Source organism: Mesorhizobium sp. M0598 (assembly GCF_040320865.1).
Lineage (GTDB): Bacteria > Pseudomonadota > Alphaproteobacteria > Rhizobiales > Rhizobiaceae > Mesorhizobium.
Map to the genome: position 1 here is coordinate 114,951 of NZ_JAMYQL010000014.1, position 20,799 is coordinate 135,749.

Consider the following 20,799-nt stretch of genomic DNA (forward strand, 5'->3'; position numbering starts at 1 on the left):
ATCGAGGAAGCTCTCCTGGAGCGCAGCAATCCGGTTGGACGAGTTTGCCCCAGATTCTCCTTTATCCGAATGGAGTGCCCACAAAGGGACAGTTGTGCTGCCGGCGGTGAAGGGTCACGATCCGGTCGAGCCTTGCTCGACCGGATCGGACGCATCGGGCGGGATGGCCACCATCGAAACAGAAAGCCACACGCCATGGCCGTTAATACAGAATTCAATTGCGAGCCCGTCGCTCCCTCGTCACAGGCGGCCCAGCGCAGGGGATTGAAGGCCATCCTGCTTGTCTTCGGGCTCTCCGGGGTCGCCGCCTTAGGCGGGGCCGCGGCCAAAAACTTAGGGGCACTAGAGATTGTTTCCAGAGCCGTGGCACAGGTCAAGGAAGTCTCCCGACCCGTGATGCAGCCCGTGAGACAGAAGGTCGAAGATGCCTCCGCAGCCGTGATACAAAATGTCGAGGCGGCCTCCGCAGCCGTGGCGCAGAAGGTCGAGGCTGCCTCCGCAGCCGTGGTACAAAACGTCGAGGCTGCCTCCGCAGCCGTGGTACAAAACGTCGAGGCTGCCTCCGCAGCCGCGGCGCAGAAGGTCGAGGAAGTCTCCGCAACCGTTGTGCAGAGGGTCGAGGATGTCTCCGGGGCCATGATGGAGACGGCCGACGATGTTTCCGGAGCCGTGATGCAGAAGGCCGAGGATGTCTCCGGAGCCGCGGGAGCCGTGATGCAGAAGGTATCTGCTGTCATCAATGGCTGGCAAGAACAACCGGTTCAAGCCATGGCCGAACCCTCCCGTGCGATCGCGTCAGGACCGAATGCGGCGGGCGTGGCGTCAGTCGAACGGAGTGTCGAAACCAATGCCGAACTCCCCAAAACCCGCAGCAAGGCACCAAGCGTGCCAACCGGATACCTGTTTGGCGTCGGCGATCGCCTCAAGGTCGCGTTCTACGAGCGCGTCGAGGTCGAGGAAGACAAGTGGGGGCGCGCGCCCTCGGCCTTGCGCGGCATCCTGCAGCGTCCGGAACTGAGCGGCGAATATATTATCCAAGAGGACGGCACGATTTCCGTGCCCTTGCTTGGCTCCATTCCGGTCGCCAACAGGTCTACGCAACAGGTACAGGCCGACCTAGTGGAAACCTTCAATCAACTGCTGGGCCGCGAGGGACTGGTCAACGTCCTGCCGCTGGAACGCCCGCCCATCTACGTGCTGGGGCCGGTCAAGAATCCAGGCTCGTTCAAGTACGCGGCCGGCATGACCGTCCTGCACGCGATCGCGCTAGCAGGCGGACTGGACCGGGCCGAGGGCGAGCCGTGGCAGAAGATCGAAGCCGTACGCGAGATCCAGAAGCGGAGCGGGGCAATCGACGCCATGTTGAAGTTGCTCGCGCGCGCGGCCGTGCTGAAGGCCGAGCGCGACGGTACGAGACCCACAATCCCGCGCCAGTTGCTGGAGCTGGCCGGCGCGACCGAAGCTGCCAAACTCGTCAACGAGCAGAGCGACCGGCGCAAGGCCGTCGCCACGGCCCGCAAGGATCGTGAGCGCGCGACCCTGCGTGCGCTGGACGCGGCCAAGCAGGACGTTGTCGCGTATGGGCGCATGGAGTCGCTCAACGAACTCATCAAGCTGCGCCAGGAGCGCGTCAACAGCATGCGCACGCTCGTGGACCGCAAAGTTGTCAGCATGACCGTGATGGATCAAGTCCAGGGCGAATTGTCCGACGCGGAACAGCGCCGGCAGGACGCCCTCAACCAGTACGCGGCCGCCAAGCAGCGCCTCGCTTCGCTGGAGTCTGAGGTGTTGCGGACCAGGGCCGACCTCAGGATCGATCTGGAGGTCGAGATCGAGACCATGGAGAGTCAGATCGCGGCCAATCAGCGCGAGTTGAACGCCAGCGAAGGCGTCCTGTACACGTTGCCGGTGACCCGCGCCCAGTTTGCGAAGGACGCAAACAGCGCAACTTATCAAATCGTGCGGCAATCGGCTGCCGGGCCGGTCAGCATCGAGACCGTTGGGATGACCCTGTTAAAGCCAGGCGACCTCGTCAACATCATCATAGGCGAAAGCGAGCCAAGAGAGCCGGCCGGTTCGTCGGTCCCAACCGTGTCGCCGAGCTGCGAGAGCTTGCCGGGAGCGTGCAATCCCAACGATGTCGAGCCTGCCCGCGTGGTGAGAGAGGAGAGGATCGGTCCGAATTGACGCCCGGCAAGGACATTGGTCTGCATTGCTGGTCTGCGTGGATGAACTCGTCGGCACGAAGTGGGAAGCGCGAACCGACCACTCGCCGTCGCCGACAGCTTGAACCGATTCATGATCGAGCATGTCCGCCTCCGCTTGCATGTCCGCCTCCGCTCAGGAGTTCGGATCACTGACAAAGTTGCAGTGAGATGACATCGAACGGGATGCAGGTGCCAATCAAGGGGGATTGGTCAAAGATCTCGGAATTTTGTCACGACGCGCGTACGAGCGAAATCTGCGCACTATTAAATCGAGAAGGCTCTGGCTACTCAGCTGCTGAATTCAGATCAAGACGCTCGGCTCAGCCTCCATGCTAAAGTGTACAGCAAGCTTTTTTGTCCAGAAAGGCGCGCGTTTCGGCGAATTGGGGGCCGTAAGCTAGCCTTAGCAATGTGCAATAATTGCTCATCAGATGCAATCAACGTAACTGACGCGTTATCGCCACCTGGGAGAAGCCTGCCAATTTTCAATTGGCCAAGATCGTTGGCCAAGATCGATGGTATCGATCTACCTTTCGCCGATAATAGTCTTGATTTTGTGTTTAGTGGTCGGTTGATGGAGCACCTCCACCCCGACGCAGTAAGGCAGCTTTCGCAGCTATACCGTGTTCTTGTACCTGGCGGTGCCTACTACTGCATCACTACACACGCGGTCACGGGTCCTCACGACATTCGGTATACTTTGACAAAGTTGCATGTGGATTCCACCTGAAGGAATATAGCTATCGTGAGCTGTCACGCGCGTTTACGGGGATTGGCCTCGAAAGCAGGCTGTTCGGCCATGGGGCGTTAATGAGCTCGTTGCTGCCAACAACGCTGTCGATACCGCCAAGTTCAGCCTGCTCCCCAACGAACTGCGCTTGCCGCCAAGCGAAGTTGTGGGATCGAGATTCCCATCATGTCGAGACCAATCCTGCCCATCCGACGAATACGCCATAAAAGCGTTGTATCGGACGCCAGTGATCGGTTGTAAGATGCTTCAGCAAGCGACCATTCATCACAGGCAACTTTGACGGGGTCATTGTAGTATGTCCGGATTTTCTCGACCCCCATTCCGGGTGTGGCTAACCATGTCGGAATATGATGGCGTAACCGATCAACGTCGGTTAGCACTTTATTGAGACCGGTACCCGCCGCCGGATCGCTGGTAGCAAAACTGTCACCAGCCAATACCAGACCGGGTTGCTGTTCGTGATTCTGCGCGGCGTAAAGATCAACGGGTCGAATCTGAATATCGCTTGACACGACAGCATCACCAAGGAGACGCTTCAATCGGGGCATTACCGCATACAATGCAGATAACGGCGATGTGCGCACTTCCTGACACCACGCATGGCGTATATCACCATGGTAGACGAACACATTGGCGCGCATTCTTGAACCAATCGGAAACATGCTCACATAACCCATGGGCCCTGGCTTTTCCGCAAAATACGTTAAAGCTTGAAATTTGAAACCAGCTTTAGAGGTGAGATCAAAACCAACACTGATCGAGTGGCATTTGCTGATCTCGGATCGCGTGATCGCACCCCGGACGACATTGTTTAAGCCGGTCGCCACCACAATCAATCGGGTCGACCATGTGTCACCATTTGACAGGGTAACTTTCTGCCGGTCGGAGCTCGTCGTTATTTTGGTCACTTTAGCGCAGATGAATTGGACGCTATCTGGAATCTGGCGGCGAATAACATTTACCAAATCCTGATAAGCCATCCCATATTCGCAAGGCTCGCCGTGTTTCCCATGCTTTTTACCGATGACATAACCGTGACGGGCCACCGATATCTCAGTCATCGGTGTCGCAGCCGCCAATACGGCATCCGCCAGCCCGGTTTTTTTGAGCAAGTCGACTTGATCGTCATCGAGTTTTTCGCAGCGAAACTCCACTGGATAGACTTGATGGATATCAACAAGGATGGTCGAAATCTCCATCCGGCCAAGCATCGCAGCGGCTAACGAGCCGGCGGTACCACCCCCGAGGACCGCTACATCAATATTATTCAATTCCCGCTCCTCCGCTCACCACTTCATTGACAGCACGATCATGACGGCACCAAACGGTGTCGAAGAAAATTCAAGACTCCGTCTTTTGCTGCAAAACCAAACTAGCGCGCTTGTTTATCACGCGACCAAACCGCGCAATCCACAGTTCGGTAAACAGCTTTGACGCAATCCCCTCCATCGACCCGCCAGGCTCGCGAAGCAACTTGAAGTGCTTCTCCTCAATTTTCTCGCAGCAAAAATCCTCCGCACAGGGATGATGCACGTCGATCAGGACGATCGAAATCCGGCTCGCCCGAGCGTCGCGGCGGCGATAGAGCCGCCCCAGACCGCCTCCTACAATCCCAATATCTGCACTATACATCATCGTCTCCCGCAGATAAACCGCATTGTACCATACTTTTTCGCGAAGCGCTATGATGTATCCCACACCGATTTCAAACTCACGATCGTCCAGTCAGAGAAACATGCGATGCAAGGATCGTCTTGTCTTGCGAACAACCTGCCGCAGCGGCGGCTTTACTAACGGCGTTTTGGCATACCATGTATCTATATAATGGATAGCCATTCGCACCGCAACGACAATACGACCGAGCAAAGTTCTGCTATCAAAATGGAAAAACAGAAGCAAATTGATATCGGACCACGAAAGCTTATAAGGCTCGTCGCCGATCGTGAAATCGAATTTCTGAATCTTCCGGCCAATGGCATATTGCATCATTTCCTGAATATGCTGACGCCCGGGACTGTATTTGGCAAACTCCTCCAGATAACTCGACATCACCAGTGAATAACTGGAATTGAACCGGAGACCCAGACCCGTCGCCACCGGAATCCCATCCACATCCAGCCGCGTGACATGGATGACCTCGCGCAACCGAGGATTGGCGACAATCGCCAAATAAAATTCGCGAAAACCCGGACGTTCGAACATATCATGAACACCCATTCGGGCATAGCTGCTCCGTTTTTGTTCGATCAGCTTTGCAATGGTGCACTCGATCTCGGCCTGATCTTGCACGTCTACAAAGCGAATCGCGCCGCCACCTTGCTTGGCGAGGTTTTTGGCCTTGCGCCGGTGGGTATGCAGCGTCGAATTCGAAAACTTTGACGCATAAAACCTATTCCAGTTCGCTTCCGGGAGGGTTGCGACATGCCCGGCGCAATTAGCCAGCAAGACCGGCAACTCGAGAAAGGGATTAGGTTGGGAGCCGACAACACTGGGCATATTGGAAAATTCAACAGTGTCGAAACGAAGTCGAGGATAGTCTTGAATCGCCCGAATTATGTCTTTCCACAGGCGGCCGAATCGGCCAGGTTTCACGTGATCGCTAAAATTTATCGCCAGAATGGGCGAATTATAATCGCACAATTCCGATCCAAACCAGACCAGCCGGCGGATCAGACTATGGCGTTCGATCGCCAATGGCAGAATAAAAACCGCCATGCCGGTATCGTCGAGACCCAGCACGATCACCGGGATCAGTCTCTCTTTGGAGCCGATGTGGTGATACCATTCCATCTGCCAATCAAACAATTGGAATACGGTACAATCCGCATGCTGCTCTAATGTTCTCCATTGAGCTTCCACCGCGTCCATATCGGTGAAAATTTGCAGAGCAATATTCGCCGTCGTCGTCATTGGGTGTGCCTATGTAACAGAGGTTTAGCCAGTCCTGCTGCTAGAGAATGTTCTGCTTGAAATCCCAAAAAGGTAGCCTGCCTTGTCCGGGTCGCCGATCGAATTATAGGGAAGAACTTGCGGATGACTTCGCCCGCAGGCTGCTCCAGTCTGAACAGCAAGTTGCGCGTGATCAGGAAGCCACTCAAAATGAAGAACAGTTGGACCCGCAGCGCTCCCGCCCCGATGCGGAAGTGCGTTTTGACCCACGGCCAGCCGAAGTGCTCGACGCCGACGAGTCCGATCGCGATGGCCCACGGGCCATCCAATTGCAGTCGACAATCCAGCGCCATAATCGGTGTCTCCTCAAGTCTGGAGCGGCGACGCGGTCGGTCGGTCGTGCGCGGGGCCGGCCGCAGAATCCAGTTTCATCGCGAAGGCCAAAATCAGGGCGGCACATGCACCCTCGATGCTGACCGCGAGCGTCCAGCCTAGGACCAGGCCTTGAAGTCCATCAAGCTTCGCCCCCGCGACCACGAAGCACAGCTCCAGCAATCCGCCAAGCGCGAACCAGCGAGATGCCTTGCGCATCCTGTCGCCCAACCGCGCCAGCGTACAGGCATGAAATTTGAGCGTTGATCCCAACAGGCTGAAGCCGAGGAAGTGTAGGCTCGAACCGGCGATCTCAGGATAGACCGGATTGAAGACCGCAAGGATCTCCTGCGAATAGGTGAAGACGAAGACGGCACAGGCCAGCGAGAAGAGCAATGACGCCGACAGCGACACAAGGATGTCGTGTCTGGATTGTTTCGGGCTTGTTCTGATCACAGGGAACAGGATCGTGGCCATGGCTGCTGGAATCAACGAGGCCGTAAAGACCAGCATCCACAACGGCATGAGGGCGGCATTTGTGATCGGCGACAGGAGAACCAGCACAAGGTAGGGCATGATGACGACTGGTGCCTGCGAGGCGACATCGAGCGCGTAGTGGTCGAAGACCTTGCTTCGGAGCGTATGGAGCAGCTGGAAATCGGGAGGCCCAACGAGGCGACGCGCACCGCCCCGGGTCAAGAGATCGACGCCGATACAGGACGCCACCAGGCTGGCCACCCAGCTCAGAAGAAGCGCGGCATTGGAGGTGTAGCCAGCGGCAGCGGCGACGGCGATCAGCATCAGCTTGAACGTGGAGAACAGCACCTGCCGGATCATCCTGCCGGTGCTGCGCAGGTTGCCGACGAGCGCCAGATCGACCATCGCGCAGAGTACGGTCAGGCAGCAGCCGAGGACGAACGTAACAGCCTCGAACCAGCCGCCGATCGGCCCGGTCGAGCTGTTGAGGTACGCCTCCCCGAAGACAAACAACAAGGCCAGGCCGACCCCCAGCGCCACCCCGACGGACGCTGCAGCGGCCACGAGGCCGCGCCCCTTGCCGGGATGCCGTACGATTTCACCCATCAGCAGGGTCCCGAGCCCGGCTTCGCCCAGCAGGCCGACGAGCGCCATCACGGACAGGAGGGCGGAGGCCTTGCCGATCACCTCCGGCGGAAACAGCCGGGCCGCGAGCCACCAATAGACAAACCCAAGACCGGCCGTTGCAATCGTTCCGATCGCCACAGCGCCGGAATTCAGAACGAGCGCGGCGCTCTTTTGAAGCTCTCGCCGGACGCGAATAATGGCTGTCCCCACGAGACCTATTGGCATGATGGCTCCCCCGAACCTTGCTGCGCCGGTACCGCTGACCTGCTAGCGGCTGGGCACACGACGTCCCGGTAGACCTGCTCGATCCGAGTCACGACCGCTCCTGCCTTGAGGCGCCCGACTCGGGCGAGGCTTGTCGCCTCCAGGCGAGCGAGCAAGGCGCGGTCCTGCAGAAGGGTCTGCATTGCGTGGGCAAGGACGTGCGCATCACCGGGCGGCACGAGAAGCCCGGTTTCGCCATGATCGACGAGATCCGGCATGCCGCCCACGCCGGTTGCGACGACCGCCTTGCCGGAAGCCATCGCTTCCATGATGACCGTCGCGCAGGCTTCGGGCCCGACCGACGGCAGCACCCCGAACAGTGAGCGCCGCCACGCATGCATGATGGCGGAATGCGGCCATGCATTGAAGACGCGAACGCTCGGCGGAAACTCTGTTGGCGTATCGGCGACCCGGCGCCCGATCAGGACCAGCTGCGGCGCCCGTTCCAGGCCGGCATAGGCTTGCAGGAGAACGTCAATGCCCTTGAGGCGCATCATATCACCGACGAACAGGATGAATTCACCCCGGGGTAGCTCACGCAGACAGGGATGTTCCGGGCCAAGCATCGCAACATCATCGGGCACAAAGTTCGGGATGATCTCGTAGGGGGCGCGGCCTTCGGTCAGTCCGGTGTGGCGCGCCACCGCGTGGCTCACCGCGATGAAACGGTCCACCGCGCGCCGAGCGGCAAAACTCGACGCCCAGTTGCCCAAAGTGGTCGCGGCTGCCTTCACCGCCCCGTAATGTCCTGCGGCGCAGGGCAGGCACTTGGCCGGCGCTGGGCCACTGCAGAGACGGGCGCCCAAATGCATGAAGTTCTTCTTGGCGCAGACAAGGCCGTAATCGTGGAGCGTAACCACGAGGCGCGCCCTACTCCAACCTTTGAGCAGCAGGAAGGACGCGTAGATCCAGTTATGGGCGTGGACTATGTCCGGCTCCTCCCGAGCGACCAGCCGCCTAAGGGCAAGCACCAATTCGGGATCTGGAAAGGGCGGTGCATGGCGCCGCTCGGGATCGGTGTGAAGGCCCGACAGGCGCTGGAGCGTTCCCTGCAGGCGATGCACGCGGACCGCGCCGTCCAGCTCGGTTTCAGGCGATCCAGGATGCATCAAAGTCCCGACGCTGACATGATGGCCCCGCTGCGCCAGCGCCGCGCCGAGATTGCGGACGTGCCGCTCCTCTCCCCCGATCACCGGAGGATAGAACTGTGATAGCAGCAGGATGCGCATGGTCCAGCCTCGTTCTAGATGCGCGGCACCATCGTCGAAACGCTGCGATAGAGCCGGTTGTCTTCCGGTCGATAGAGCCGCGCCTCGGCCGTCTGGCGAGTTCCCAAGACGGGCACCGCGATTTTCCGTATCCAGGTGTCGCCCGGCGCGATGGTGAGCGATCGGAAGATGGCGAACGGCTGCCCATCAAGGGTGATTTCCAGGTCGAATCGCTGAGGTTGGGTCTCGGCGCTCCTGATGCCGACGGTGATCTGGCCGGACTCGCCACTGGCCGACGGCAACAACCAGAACGCGGTGTATTTGAATTCCCGGTAGGCCGCTTCGTCCCGGACAGCAACCGCGTAGGCTCCGGTCGCCACGAGCAGCGCTAGCATGAACGCGGCCCCCTGCCAGAACCGGATCCGCGCTGGTGCCGGCCAGGCTGGCAGATCGGGTGTGTCGCGGCGCTCGGCCGCCAGCAGCGCCGCGGCGGCCGTCACGGCCCAGAACCACAGCGCCCACCCGAGCGGTGTAAGGAAGCCTGCGGCGTTCAGGGCAAAGCCCCCGGCAATGCCGGCGGCGAGGCTTGCTCCGACCGCGTAGGCCAGGTGTTGCAAGGCGGAGGTGGTCCTGACACCCATGGCCCGCAGCACCACGTGGCCCGAGACGAAAAACACCATGGGCGCGCCCAGGGCAGTACGCAGGAGCAAGCTGTCGCTAACCGAAACGGCAGCCACTGCGGCCCCCGCCCACAGGCACGCGGCCAGAAGGTCCCACTTGCTACCAATTCTCATGCAATCCTCTCACATCGTAGATGACGATCCAGCCGTTGTCGTAGATGCGGGTGACGCCCTTGACGTCATTGAACTTGAGCAGCGCTGCGCCCGAGAGCGGAGTTCCCTGCTGGGCTTGCCACGGCTGAAAGTAAAAGCCGAGCACCGGCGGAGCCGTGGTCAGGCGAAGGTCAACGAGCAGGAAATCGATGTCGCTTCGCGCCAACGCCCAAAACTCGTCGGGCCCCAATGTCTCGGCATCGAATATGCGCGCGGGATCGATCCCTTTGACGATGGTGACTCGGACGTCCTGCCGGCCGTAACCCGCAAGCAGAAGACGGTTGATACGGTCGGTGGTGAACCGGTTGCCGGCACCCAGCCATTCCCTGGCCCAGAGTGCCGTTTCGATCCCCATCGGCTCGATCGATTCCTGATCTGCACCCACCCTGTAGCGCCCATGGATCGGATTAATCGAAGAACTCGTCACGCCGCCTAGGACCATGATCACCAAGGCAACGGCAGGCGCGATGCGGCGCCACCCGCGTGGCGCGCGACCCTGCCAGAAGTGGACGATGCTCACCGCGACGACCAGTCCAACGCCGATGAACACGAACGTTCCCATGCGGTTGCCGATTTCCCAGCCGGCGACGGTCAGTCGGAAGGCCACCGAGACTGGGAGGCCGAAGGCCAGCAAGCTGAGCAGCACGAGGCGGCTGTCGCGCCAGCGGCGTTTGAGAATGCCGTGGATGGGACGCCAACCGGATCGCGCACCGCTCGGCGCTGCCAGGGCCAGCGACCGAAAGAATCCCGTTGCCAGTCCGAGCGCCACCAGCAGGAGCGCCAGCAAAGTGGTGAGCCGCATGTAGAGGGCCTTGTCCGGCGCTCCGAGGTGCTCCGACGGCGGGGTGGGCGCGCCTCGGATCTTCCCGAGCAATGTGTCGAAGCCGGACTCGATCACCGGACCGAGATAGCCTGTGAGAGGGACGTCACGGGCCTGCACCCACAGGATCGGCAGGGCTATGGCGAGGATGGCGGCGAGACCCACGGCAATGCTGGTCTTGATCCGAAGGGAGTCTTGCCGGCGCAAAGCCTCGAGGGCCGCTAGCGCTCCGAAATAGATGGCGGCGAAGGCGGCCGAGAGGTGATGCGTGACCGCGAGGCTTGCCAACAGCAATGCAATCAACCCGAGCGACTTCAGCCTCGGTTGCCCGACGAGATCCTTGGACGCTGCTTCAACCGCGAAAGTCAGCAGGCACAGCACCATGCCGAGGCTCTCGTAAGAGAACATCGAGTCGAACAGGAAGAAGGTTGAGCAACCCATATAGGCCAGACAGGCGACGGCCGAGATACGCGGCGATCCGGCGATGCTTTCAAGGAACAGAAACAGTGCACCGATGAACGTGCCCTTAAGGATGACCAACAAGAGCGCTCCCGCCACAAACAAGGGCAGTCCCGTCAAATCGACGATCGCGGTCGTCAGGATTTCCAGGCCGGGGTAGCTTGACCCGATAGGAAAAAGCGGGTTGGACAGGAACAGCCGCCGGGCTGTGATGAGATCCTCGGCCGCGATCCAGTGCAAAACCTCGTCGTAACCGCTGAAGCTTGTCGGGGAATAGACTAGCTTGCAGTAGAACAGGGCTTCGGCAAGCAGGAACAGGAGCACCAGGCGCTCACCCCTGGCTGTTGTCGGCCAGGCGATGCGAAGGCTGATCGGAGCGACCAGGAGAACGACACCGGACCAGAAGAGCGGCGCCGCCACGTCATAGTCCCGGCGCCCGGCTGCGTGCCCGGCCACGACCAGGAGTAGAGCCGCGGCGATCGTTAGGCATAGAGCCGCGATCCATCCGGAACTGGCGCGTTGCGATGGGCCATCGGCGCTGCCGTCGCGAAGGTCGGGACCGACAACGGCCGAGACGAATCGGATCCCGACCTGGAGCGGGTTGATCCTGGTTCCTGCGGTGAAATGAGCTGGCAACATCAGCATCATACTCTCCTCGCAGGAGACCAGGATGTCAGGCCACCGGGGGGCACGGGGACAGTGGATCGGTTGCCGAGGACATCATAATAGACGTCGCTAAGCGCGTGCGCGCAAGCATCCCAGTCGGGCAGCGCCAAATCCGGGACCTCCCGACGGGACTCGAGTTCCTCGGCCATGGCGGCGGCCAGCTCTCCCGGACCGGCGTTGCACGGGATCGCCCGGCACAGGCCGTTGGTGGCCAGCTCCCGCAGACCGGACGTGTCGCTGACGAGGACCGGACGGCGAAGTGAAAGGGCTTCCATCACGGCGACCGGATGGGCCTCGTATTCGCTGAACAGTATGAAGAGCGCGGCGCTCGCCAGGAGGTCTGCCATTTTCTGCCGCTCGGATCCGGGGATTCCCGCAATGGTGACCCGCTTTTCGAGGCCGAGCGTCGCGACGAGGCGTCGTAATTCTCCCTCGTACGGGCCTCTTCCGACGATGTGCAGTCGGGCATCCGGTACCCGGCGGATCAGTTCGGGCAAGGCCGCAATCGCCCGGTGATGGCCCTTGTAACGCTCCAACCTGCCGCCCGAGACGATCAGGTGCGGATCGACTTTGACGCCGGGGCTCGCAACCGGCATCGCGGCACCGTTCGGGATGACCACAAACCGTTCCCGCGGCACGCCCATCCTCGCGCTGAAGAAGCTGGCTTCGAATTCGGAGACGCCAATCAGCCGCGCGGCCCGGGCCACTAGCGGCCGGAGCAGCGCGTGCTGCGTGCCGCGCATGGCGTTGCGCAGCCGGGAGGAATGCCCGCCGCTGTGGAAGGTCAGGATGAACGGAAGGTCCCCGCGGACGGCCGCCAGCAGCCCGATCGGCGCCACGAAGCTGTTGTAACCTTGGAAATGGATCAGATCCCAAACCCCGCGCCGGATGGCGGTATAAATGCGGGGCGCCACGTAGAGGTCCAGCTCCCTCGGCCAGGCCGGCACGCGCTGCACGCGCATGCCGCGCACCGCCTCCTCAACCGGCAGCTCCCCCGAAGGATCGGTAGTGAGCACGTCAACCGCGTGGCCACGCGCAGCCAAGCGAGGGCCGACCTCCTGGATGTGAGTTTCGATGCCGCCCATGAAGGGGTAGCAGCGAGCGGCAACCATCAGGATTCGCATCGGGGTTGTCCACCGTCATCACAGGCTGTGGCGCTCCGCCTGTGCTGTTGGTGCAGCCTCTCGCGCAGGATGGTTTTGAGGACGCGCCAGCCGTCCGGGATGGCGCGCAGGTGGCTCACACCGCTGATGCGCCGAGCCTCGAAACTTGCCACCTCGACGATATTGAGGTGGTTCTTCAAAGCTCGCACGTTGATGAGGGTCTCGATCTCGAACCCGTCGCAATCGCAGTTCAGCGTGGCGACGTGCTTGGTCCAGAAGGCTATGTATCCGTAGCATAGATCGGAGAACCAACCGCCATAGAGCAGCCGCACGAACAGGGTCAGGCCCGTGTTGCCGAACATCCGGAACAGCGACATGTCACCGGTGCCGGCGCCCTGGATAAATCGTGAACCCTTAACGAGATCCGCGCCGGCCATCAGCGCACTGACAAACACGATCGCCTCCTCCGGGACCATGGAGCCGTCGGCGTCCAGCATGACGATGATGTCGCCTGTGGCGGCCAGGAATCCCGCTTGCAGTGCAGCGCCCTTGCCCCGGCGGGGCTCCATGACAACCTTCACGTCCTCGCGCAGGCGGCGCGCGACCGCGACCGTGTCGTCGGTGGAACGGCCATCCACGATAATGATCTCATGCGCCCAGTTGGGGATGCGCGGCAGAAGCCAAGGGAGGTTCTCGGCTTCATTGAGCGTCGGGACGACAAAGCTGACTCGAGGCAGAATCAACGATCGCCGCAGCGCGAAATTGATCGAGTCAGGCGGCGATGCGGCACCGATGGGGGCGACAATGCTGGAAAGACGGGCGTTCATGGCAGCGCTTTAAGGTCGTACGATGGAACCCAGGGGGCGGGCTGAAAGCGCGCCAGGACTGCCGATAGGTATCGGGCGAGATGATGGACCGGGTCATACGTCCGGTGCTCCACATCGCGCGCGCGCAAATGCGCGGCCAGCGACAAGCCGTGGGGGCCAGCTCCAATGACCGCCACATCCACGGATGTGCTTGATCCAATCATATGCGGGCTCCCGGCCATAGTGGAAAGAAGAATGAAGATGAGGTGAAATAAGATCTGTTGCAGCCCCCTAATTTTAGCTTGTATGCGAGCATTACCTATGCATATCTTAAATGGAAGGACGATGGATGGTTAGGAAAAGACAATAGATGATTAGCTCTTTTGGGGTATCTCTTCAGGTTATTTCCAGCCCATACCACCAGCGCGGATAGCACGGCAGCGGCACCGATCACTTCAGCAGCTGTGTTGGCAGCGTTGCCAAACCCGTTCAGACCTCTGGGGCCACTTCCAACGCCGGCGAGGACATCCATCGACCCGCGGCCGGCACTAGCTCACAAGCGACAATTTTCTACTGACCGAACCGTGCGGAAGGCAGCGAAGATCGTCGGCGCGAAGAAATGAACGTCCAGACAACGCTGACATTGCCACTGGCCAGAAGCTGCAATGTGCAGGTGGGCTCGCTCCTTCACTCGGCCGTGATTTCCGAGCTTATTCTGTGCCCGAGAAGGGTCGGGCGCGCCCGACCCTTCACGGGCGGGGTACCTTGCGCTCGACCACCTGGCTACGGGTGGCTGACCCGGACGAGACCGCCCAAGAGAGGGACTGCCCACGCGGTCCCGAGACCCCACGCGGTCCCGAGACCGGCGCGTCGGGTACCAGCAAACGATAGGAGGTCGTGACCTCTCGCAAACCCCGGATATGCCCGAACAGGTCGATCACCTCCAAGCCAGACCGGCGGTTGTAGGTGTGACACCCCAACGCTCCGGACCAAATGCGACCGACCGGGGTCTGGGCAAACTCCGACGCCCCGAGCGCATCGATCTGGCAGAACGTCACCGCACTGCCATAGCCGCGCGCGCAGTCTTGGACCGGGCGTAGCGTGCGTCCGCCGTGTCGGATGACGGCGCCTGCGGGGCGGCTGAGCCTGGCATCAATCAGGACCGGGTTGGCGGCATGGGGCGTCCAAGACCCCGTCAGGCTCTCGGCACGGTAGAGGCTGAGGACATCCCAAGACGTGGACCTCCACCGCCTTGGGCTGACGAAAAACCAAAAGCCGCCCTCATAGCAGAGAGGCGTGGTATCGTAGCCCTCGATCCCCTCGATGAGGCAGGCCTCCCGCGTCCACCGGTAAGGGAATTCCACTGCCCTGTAGAGGCTAACATTCCTGGCCGTCCCCGATTCGGGGATCATCCAGATCTGCCCGTCCTGTTCGAACACGAACGGGTATGAGAGGTGATGCGGTTCCTCCAAGACGATCTGGGGTGCGCCGACGGTCCCGTCCCGGTCCGCTGCCACGACCGCAATGCACCCCCGGTTCTTCGAGTAGAGGTACTGTTCGACAAAAATGAAATCCTGCCCCTGGCGCCGGAACGGGAACGGGTCGGCAAGGTAGCTATCGGTGCTTCCGGTGAGCACCGAGAAGGTTGCTTCGCCTTTGTCGAGCAGGCTCGCCGATTCATCGAAGCGCCAGCCAACCCCCCACATCCTGCCGCCTCTTGCCAGGACGTCCAAAAACCTGATCGCTTTCGATGCCACCGTGCCGGTCGCCCTTGCAAGGGCCGAGGATGCGCCAAGTGAAGGCACGGCCGTCCGTGAACCGGGGACACCGGACGCAGCTGAACCGGTTTCCTCGCGCAAGGCTTTGAGGATCAGCAGCACAGCGCAGGAGAGGACGCTGTCTAGACTCGCTGAGAACACTCCACGGTCTACACTGGCCGGACGGGCCATCCACGGCCGCAACGGGCGCGCCGTGTCGTGCAGGTCGACGAGAAGGTCCTGATCATTCGCCACGGCCGCCATGACGCCGATCTCGCCGGGTACGCCGTTGAAGAGCGGCGTCAGCACCCGCAGCCCCGCCGGGCGCGTCTCCTCTCCGCTCAAATCGATCACCACGTCCACTTGGTCGGACGGAGGCGGCGGCAGGGACCGCAGCGCCGCCTCTACGGAGTCAGTGGCGCCGTTCCCGCGAAAGCCATAGACCAGTCGTTCGAGTTCGAGCAGCAGACGGCAAGTCAACGGCAGCGGGCGGCGACCGGCCGCCAAAGCGCAGGAGACCTCGTTGCCGGGCACTTCAGCAAGCGCTTCTGCCAGCCAGAGGTGCCACCGAAGTAGCCGCGATGGATCGAGACTCAGGCAAATGCGCATTGTTGTTCTGACCGCGGATTTCAAAAGGACGCCGGCTCACAGCTTGACGAGAACCGCCTGCGGCGATCCGCCTTACCAAGACTCCGCCGCGGGCCCGCGGGCCAGGGATGTAGATGGAAAGCGATGGCGCGTGTCACAGCGCGAGAATACTTCCCACCTATTACTACCGCGGGGACTCGCCAATAAGAGGAGCCGAACTCTTGGTTGGGAGCGATGTCTGACAGCACGGGTCCATACTCGAGCGACCGGAATCGGCCAAGCACCACTATGCCCGAACGACGCCCGGGCTGTGCGAGGTCAGAGGAGGTAATCCTTCGGGGCTGTTGCACTCGGCGCCCGGCGAGAGCCACATGGCCGGGTGATTGTTGGCTGGCAACGAGTGAGAAATAGGCTGCGCAACGCCGGACTGCGGGTGCTGGTGTGCGCGTTGCTGTCCGTTCCGGCAGTCGTGAGCGCCGCGGATGACCCGTCGGCAACGTCCTTTATCAAGACTTCCGGAACGAACTTCACCTTGGACGGCAAGCCGTTCTTCGTGACCGGCGTAAACAACCACTATCTGACCTACGGGTCGCCGGATGAGGTCACCCGCGTTCTCGATGACGCGGTGGCGATGGGCGCCAATGTGGTCCGCACCTTCCTCCAGCCGGTGATCGGGTCGCTCGACGGAAGCAAGCCTACGATCTGGGATTGGCGGCTTGAAGGCGAAGCCAGCAATCTCTCGGTCAAGGGCACGTACCTGCTCTACTGGGACCCGAGCCAAAACAGGATGGCGATCAATGACGGCGCCGACGGCATGCAGAAGGTTGATTTCCTCATCGCCGAGGCCGGCAAGCGACGCCTGAGGCTGATCATCGCCGTCCTGGATTTCTGGGCCTTCACAGGCGGCGCCCAGCAGATGCGGGCCTGGTATGGGAGCCGGGACGCCCCAGGCGTGCAGAGCCAGTACGACACCGACCTCAGCAAAGAGAAGTCGGAGTTTTTCTTCCAGGATCCGCGCACGAAGCGCGACTACAGGACCTGGGTCAGCCACGTCGTGCAGCGAGTCAACCCGCTCACCGGGCTCGCCTACCGGGATGATCCGACCATCATGGCCTGGGAGCTAATGAACGAAGGCAATGCGCAGCCGGAGGCCTTCCGATTGGCTTGGACCACCGAAATGACGGCTTACGTGAAGTCGCTCGATCCGAACCATCTCGTCACCTCAGGGCACGCTAACGTCGAGTCGAAGCTGTCGGATCTGACGATCCCGACTCTCGATTTCGGGACCTGGCACGGTTACCCGCTCTACTACAAGCTCACCGTCCAGCAGTTCGACAGCTTGATCACCGAGTTCTGCCGGTTGGCAGTTCGCGCCGGCAAGCCGGTGCTTCTGGAGGAGTTCGGCTATGCCCGCTCCAATCAGAACTTTGCCCAGGCTTACGCGATGTGGCTCGACACGCTGACGCGCGAGCGCAACTGCGCCGGCTGGATGGTGTGGCGGCTGGTGTCGCGGCAGGACAGCGGACGCTATCCCGTCGACGAATATGACAAGTTCGATATTCACAACGACGGAGGTCCGCTCTGGAACATCCTCAAAGCCGCCACGGCTCGGGCGACGCAGACACGCGAAACCAGCCCGGCCTCAGAAAGCAGCCGGCAGTTGCCATGACCGAAGCCTCCGTCGTGATCTGCGCCGACACACTCGATCGCTGGGACGATTTGAACGCGGCCATCGCGTCGGTGCGCCGCCAGACCTGCCCGGCCCGCGAGATCGTCCTCGTTGTCGACAACGATGAGGCGCTCTTGGAGAGCGCCCGGCGCGAGATCCAGGGTGTCGTCGTCACACCTAATACCAACGTGCGTGGACTGTGCGACGGTCGCACGACGGGAGCCGGATTGGCGCGCGCGCCGGTCGTGGCGTTTCTCGATGACGATGCGATCGCCGATGAGCGCTGGCTGGACGAGTTGCTGATGCCCTACGCCGACCCGCGCGTGCTTGGCGTCGGCGGCCGCCTCGAGCCTCTGTGGCGCAAACCTCGGCCCTCGTGGTTTCTTTATGCTGAGAGCCGGCTTCCGGGTAAGCCGAATCCAGCGCGTGGAAGTCTGGCTTTATCGCATCGTCTATCGAAGAGCTTGGGGCAGACATTGGCAGTTCAAGTCGGGAGAATTCCTAGATGCGTATTCTGATGCTTGCGCAATCCTGTACGCCGATTGGCGTTGGCCAGCGGGGCCACGTCCGGAACCTAAGTATCGGTTTTGCCCGCCGCGGTAATGACGTTGCCGTTGCCACAACCGGTCAGCCTGGATCGAAAACCGGGCAGACCGAGCATGGCGTCACCAGCGAACGCCGGCAGGTCCCGCGCCCCCCCACGATCTCGGTGATTATCTGTGCCTACACCGAGGACAGATGGGAGCTGATGCTTCAGTCGGTGGCCTCGGTTCAGGAGCAGACCTTGCAACCCTGCGAGATCATCGTATGCATCGACCACAATGAAATCCTGTTTCACCGTTGTGCCGCGTACTGGGCTGGCTTCGCCGCATCCACCCCTCCGATACGGGTGATCCAGAACAAGTACGACGGGCACCTGGGGTCGGCCCGAAACACGGCAGCCGAGACAGCTGCGGGAGACATTCTGGCGTTCTTGGATGACGATGCAGCGGCCGACAAGGACTGGCTCGGGATTCTCACAGACCCGTACCAGGATGAGCGCATCGGCGCCGTCGGCGGGCGCCCCCTACCGGTTTTCGAGGCTAGCCGCCCGGCCTGGTTTCCCGTGCAGTTCGACTGGGTGTTCGGATGCGCTTATGACGGTCTTCCGACAAGCCGAGGCCCCTTGGCTCATCTTATAGGTGCCAACATGTCGGTGCGGCGAACCCTCCTTGAGCAGGTGGGAGGGTTCCACTCCGACAATCACGACGACATGGACATGTGCCACCGCGTGGCGCAGATCAAGGGTAGTGAGGCTGTCATCTACGAACCGGCAGCGACCGTCCGCCACTTTGTACCCGCCTCACGGCCGAGTTGGAAGTACTTCTGGCGCCGCTGCTTCTTCGTCAACAAGGGGAAGGTCGAGGCTCTTGCCCAGATGGGCGACGCCGCAACTCTGGGTGCGGAAACCCACTTCGTCTGGCACGCGCTGACCAAGGGCGTACCGCGAGGGATTTGGCAAGCCGCCAAGGGTGACCCCCATGGGCTGGTCCGGTCCTCGGCCATAATCATTGGCATAGGTCTGGCCGCGGCAGGCCACGCCGCCGGTCATGTCGAGCGGGCGCGGCGATTGCGCCGGCAGCGCCGACAGGCCACCAGGCAGGTATTTAACACAGCCGCGCGAGCCAATGGGCGAGAGAAGTGAATGCCTTCTTCGATAATCATTGGTTCGGGTCCGGCTGCAGCCGCCGCCGTGTTGGCGCTGTCCGGGAAGTCTGACGAGAAGATAACTGTGTTCGATCCGGGCACCGTGCTGGACGCCCAGACGCAAGAGGTAATCTCCAGGCTGTCCAAGCTGCGTGTCGGCGACTGGGATGAGGAGGACGTCCGCCGGATCGGATTCCAACCTAAGCGCGTGCAGTCGGATTCGCTCCCTGAAAAGAGAAGCTACGGATCCGATTTTCCGTTTGTCAACAAGGGCCAACTCGACGGAGTCCACTCCCAGGGTAGAGTCAACTCTGCTGTGATCTCATGCGCCTACGGAGGGTTCAGCAACGTCTGGGGGGCCCAGATCATGCCCTTCAGCGCTGCCACATTCAAGAGGTGGCCGTTCGGTTTCTCGGATATGGAAGAGCACTATCGGACGATCCTTGGTCACATTCCGTTCGCCGGAGAGTCCGACGATCTCGATGAGTGGTTTCCGCTCATCGGATCTCCGCACCCGCTTCCGCCGCTGGCACCGCGGACGCAGATGGTGCTGGCCAACTACGACCGGCACCGCGATCGTGTACGCTCCACCGGAATAACCATAGGGCGCGCGCGGCTCGCCTTCTCGGCGCCCGAATGCCAGCCCTGCGGCCTGTGCATGACTGGGTGCCCGCGGTCGCTGATCTACTCGGCCTCGCACAGCTTCGACCGCTTCAGGCGCAGCGGGAGGATTGACTATCACAGCGGGCTGCTCGCGGTTCGAATCGGCCAGGAGGCCGACACGGCAGTCGTGGAGGCTCGGGAGCTATCCAGCGGCCGGATCCAGCGATTCGCAGCCGACCGGGTCTTCGTGGGTTGCGGAGCTATCGGCACCACTCGGCTGATCCTGGGCTCGCTCGGATCGGACCAGCCGGTCCATCTTTCGGAATCGGCTCAGTTCGTTCTTCCAATGATGTCCGTGAAGCCGACTCCCGACCCACGTACAAGGCGCGAGTTCACACTCAACCAGTTCAACATGGTCATCGGCCGGGACGACGAAGGCTTCGACGTCTCACAGGTTCACTGTTACCCGTTCAACCACGCATACTACGATGCGCTGCCCGGCTTCCTCCAACATCCCGCCGCCGCCTTCGCGACAGATCGGCTGCTGAGCCGATTGACGGTAGGCCTCGGCTATTTGCCATCCTGGGCGTCACCCAAGATACGGATCACAGCCCAGGTGCCCGCAGCTCCTGATGAGCTACCCCGGATTACCCTTACTTCCGAGGGGTTCAGCGAGACCAGGGTCAGGGGCAAAGACGTGCCTCCGACGCTGCCTGACGTAATAAAGCGCATCTATAGGGCAGCACCTTACCTTGATTTGTGGCCGGTCACGTCGCAAATGCTGTGGTCGGGTGGGGCCAAGAGCTACCACTTTGGCGGCAGCTTTCCCCACGCTAGTGAGCGGGACGCCCGGAGTGCGACGACAGACCGCGTCGGGCGGCTGGCGCGTTGGGACCGGATTCATCTTATCGACGGTTCGGTTTTCCCAAATGTTCCGGCGACTACCTTTACGCTGACCGTGATGGCCAATTCTCATCGCATCGCCTGCGAGGCGATGGAACTGACGGGGTGAGC

The 20,799-nt window shown here is 61.3% G+C and carries 17 protein-coding genes; 6 read left to right on the top strand and 11 right to left on the bottom strand.

The window, feature by feature from the left end; all coding sequences use genetic code 11:
- Positions 1-195: 195 nt before the first annotated feature.
- Positions 196-2,187: a polysaccharide biosynthesis/export family protein gene (locus tag NKI59_RS18945; protein ID WP_352706001.1), complete on the top strand. Its 1,992-nt coding sequence runs from the start codon at positions 196-198 to the stop codon at positions 2,185-2,187.
- Positions 2,188-2,616: 429 nt separating this feature from the next.
- Positions 2,617-2,937, top strand: a complete 321-nt coding sequence (locus tag NKI59_RS18950) for a class I SAM-dependent methyltransferase (protein WP_352706035.1) — start codon at positions 2,617-2,619, stop codon at positions 2,935-2,937.
- 122 nt (positions 2,938-3,059) lie between these two features.
- Here NKI59_RS18950 and NKI59_RS18955 read toward each other — a convergent pair whose 3' ends face one another.
- The 11 genes from NKI59_RS18955 to NKI59_RS19005 form a co-directional block, all read right to left on the bottom strand.
- Positions 3,060-4,229 (bottom strand): FAD-dependent oxidoreductase, encoded by a 1,170-nt coding sequence (locus NKI59_RS18955; protein WP_352591375.1) that lies wholly within the window; start codon positions 4,227-4,229, stop codon positions 3,060-3,062.
- Between the two features lie 70 nt (positions 4,230-4,299).
- Positions 4,300-4,656: a hypothetical protein gene (locus tag NKI59_RS18960; RefSeq protein WP_352706003.1), complete on the bottom strand. Its 357-nt coding sequence runs from the start codon at positions 4,654-4,656 to the stop codon at positions 4,300-4,302.
- Between the two features lie 27 nt (positions 4,657-4,683).
- Positions 4,684-5,868, bottom strand: a complete 1,185-nt coding sequence (locus NKI59_RS18965) for a GNAT family N-acetyltransferase (RefSeq protein WP_352591369.1) — start codon at positions 5,866-5,868, stop codon at positions 4,684-4,686.
- Positions 5,865-6,200: a hypothetical protein gene (locus NKI59_RS18970; protein ID WP_352706005.1), complete on the bottom strand. Its 336-nt coding sequence runs from the start codon at positions 6,198-6,200 to the stop codon at positions 5,865-5,867. Before NKI59_RS18970 ends, NKI59_RS18965 begins: the two co-directional genes overlap by 4 nt.
- Positions 6,201-6,213: 13 nt before the next feature.
- A complete protein-coding gene (locus NKI59_RS18975; RefSeq protein ID WP_352591363.1) occupies positions 6,214-7,548 on the bottom strand; it encodes a lipopolysaccharide biosynthesis protein in 1,335 nt (444 codons plus the stop codon).
- Positions 7,539-8,816, bottom strand: coding sequence for a glycosyltransferase family 4 protein (locus NKI59_RS18980; RefSeq protein ID WP_352454209.1), 1,278 nt, complete (start codon positions 8,814-8,816; stop codon positions 7,539-7,541). Before NKI59_RS18980 ends, NKI59_RS18975 begins: the two co-directional genes overlap by 10 nt.
- Before the next feature lie 14 nt (positions 8,817-8,830).
- Complete coding sequence (locus tag NKI59_RS18985; RefSeq protein ID WP_352706007.1) at positions 8,831-9,589, bottom strand: hypothetical protein; 759 nt, start codon at positions 9,587-9,589, stop codon at positions 8,831-8,833.
- On the bottom strand, positions 9,576-11,552 hold the full coding sequence (locus NKI59_RS18990) for a putative glycosyltransferase family protein (RefSeq protein WP_352591357.1): 1,977 nt from the start codon (positions 11,550-11,552) through the stop codon (positions 9,576-9,578). Before NKI59_RS18990 ends, NKI59_RS18985 begins: the two co-directional genes overlap by 14 nt.
- Positions 11,552-12,697, bottom strand: coding sequence for a glycosyltransferase family 4 protein (locus tag NKI59_RS18995; protein WP_352706009.1), 1,146 nt, complete (start codon positions 12,695-12,697; stop codon positions 11,552-11,554). The genes NKI59_RS18990 and NKI59_RS18995 overlap by 1 nt, the downstream gene beginning before the upstream one ends.
- Positions 12,685-13,503 (bottom strand): glycosyltransferase family 2 protein, encoded by an 819-nt coding sequence (locus NKI59_RS19000; RefSeq protein ID WP_352591351.1) that lies wholly within the window; start codon positions 13,501-13,503, stop codon positions 12,685-12,687. The genes NKI59_RS18995 and NKI59_RS19000 overlap by 13 nt, the downstream gene beginning before the upstream one ends.
- A 728-nt stretch (positions 13,504-14,231) precedes the next feature.
- On the bottom strand, positions 14,232-15,848 hold the full coding sequence (locus tag NKI59_RS19005) for a glucosamine inositolphosphorylceramide transferase family protein (RefSeq protein ID WP_352706011.1): 1,617 nt from the start codon (positions 15,846-15,848) through the stop codon (positions 14,232-14,234).
- Between the two features lie 358 nt (positions 15,849-16,206).
- Here NKI59_RS19005 and NKI59_RS19010 point away from each other — a divergent pair, with 358 nt between their 5' ends.
- The 4 genes from NKI59_RS19010 to NKI59_RS19025 are packed head-to-tail and all read left to right on the top strand — an operon-like array spanning position 16,207 to position 20,797.
- Positions 16,207-17,496, top strand: a complete 1,290-nt coding sequence (locus NKI59_RS19010) for a glycoside hydrolase 5 family protein (protein ID WP_352706014.1) — start codon at positions 16,207-16,209, stop codon at positions 17,494-17,496.
- Positions 17,493-18,014 carry a glycosyltransferase family 2 protein gene (locus tag NKI59_RS19015; protein ID WP_352591342.1) on the top strand — a complete coding sequence of 174 codons (522 nt, stop codon included), beginning with the start codon at positions 17,493-17,495 and terminating at the stop codon, positions 18,012-18,014. The genes NKI59_RS19010 and NKI59_RS19015 overlap by 4 nt, the downstream gene beginning before the upstream one ends.
- A complete protein-coding gene (locus tag NKI59_RS19020) occupies positions 18,002-19,180 on the top strand; it encodes a glycosyltransferase family 2 protein (RefSeq protein ID WP_352591339.1) in 1,179 nt (392 codons plus the stop codon). Before NKI59_RS19015 ends, NKI59_RS19020 begins: the two co-directional genes overlap by 13 nt.
- The gene (locus tag NKI59_RS19025; protein WP_352706016.1) at positions 19,181-20,797 is read left to right on the top strand and encodes a Rossmann-fold NAD(P)-binding domain-containing protein; all 1,617 of its coding nucleotides are present in this window, start codon (positions 19,181-19,183) and stop codon (positions 20,795-20,797) included.
- The last annotated feature ends 2 nt before the right edge of the window (positions 20,798-20,799 follow it).

Excerpts from the sequence above, each read along its gene's own strand:
- NKI59_RS18945 (WP_352706001.1), top strand. The coding sequence starts at position 196 with ATGGCCGTTAATACAGAATTCAATTGCGAGCCCGTCGCTCCCTCGTCA.
- NKI59_RS18950 (WP_352706035.1), top strand. The coding sequence starts at position 2,617 with ATGTGCAATAATTGCTCATCAGATGCAATCAACGTAACTGACGCGTTA.
- NKI59_RS18965 (WP_352591369.1), bottom strand. The coding sequence starts at position 5,868 with ATGACGACGACGGCGAATATTGCTCTGCAAATTTTCACCGATATGGAC.
- NKI59_RS18970 (WP_352706005.1), bottom strand. The coding sequence starts at position 6,200 with ATGGCGCTGGATTGTCGACTGCAATTGGATGGCCCGTGGGCCATCGCG.
- NKI59_RS18975 (WP_352591363.1), bottom strand. The coding sequence starts at position 7,548 with ATGCCAATAGGTCTCGTGGGGACAGCCATTATTCGCGTCCGGCGAGAG.
- NKI59_RS18980 (WP_352454209.1), bottom strand. The coding sequence starts at position 8,816 with ATGCGCATCCTGCTGCTATCACAGTTCTATCCTCCGGTGATCGGGGGA.
- NKI59_RS18985 (WP_352706007.1), bottom strand. The coding sequence starts at position 9,589 with ATGAGAATTGGTAGCAAGTGGGACCTTCTGGCCGCGTGCCTGTGGGCG.
- NKI59_RS18990 (WP_352591357.1), bottom strand. The coding sequence starts at position 11,552 with ATGCTGATGTTGCCAGCTCATTTCACCGCAGGAACCAGGATCAACCCG.
- NKI59_RS18995 (WP_352706009.1), bottom strand. The coding sequence starts at position 12,697 with ATGCGAATCCTGATGGTTGCCGCTCGCTGCTACCCCTTCATGGGCGGC.
- NKI59_RS19000 (WP_352591351.1), bottom strand. The coding sequence starts at position 13,503 with ATGAACGCCCGTCTTTCCAGCATTGTCGCCCCCATCGGTGCCGCATCG.
- NKI59_RS19005 (WP_352706011.1), bottom strand. The coding sequence starts at position 15,848 with ATGCGCATTTGCCTGAGTCTCGATCCATCGCGGCTACTTCGGTGGCAC.
- NKI59_RS19015 (WP_352591342.1), top strand. The coding sequence starts at position 17,493 with ATGACCGAAGCCTCCGTCGTGATCTGCGCCGACACACTCGATCGCTGG.
- NKI59_RS19020 (WP_352591339.1), top strand. The coding sequence starts at position 18,002 with ATGCGTATTCTGATGCTTGCGCAATCCTGTACGCCGATTGGCGTTGGC.
- NKI59_RS19025 (WP_352706016.1), top strand. The coding sequence starts at position 19,181 with ATGCCTTCTTCGATAATCATTGGTTCGGGTCCGGCTGCAGCCGCCGCC.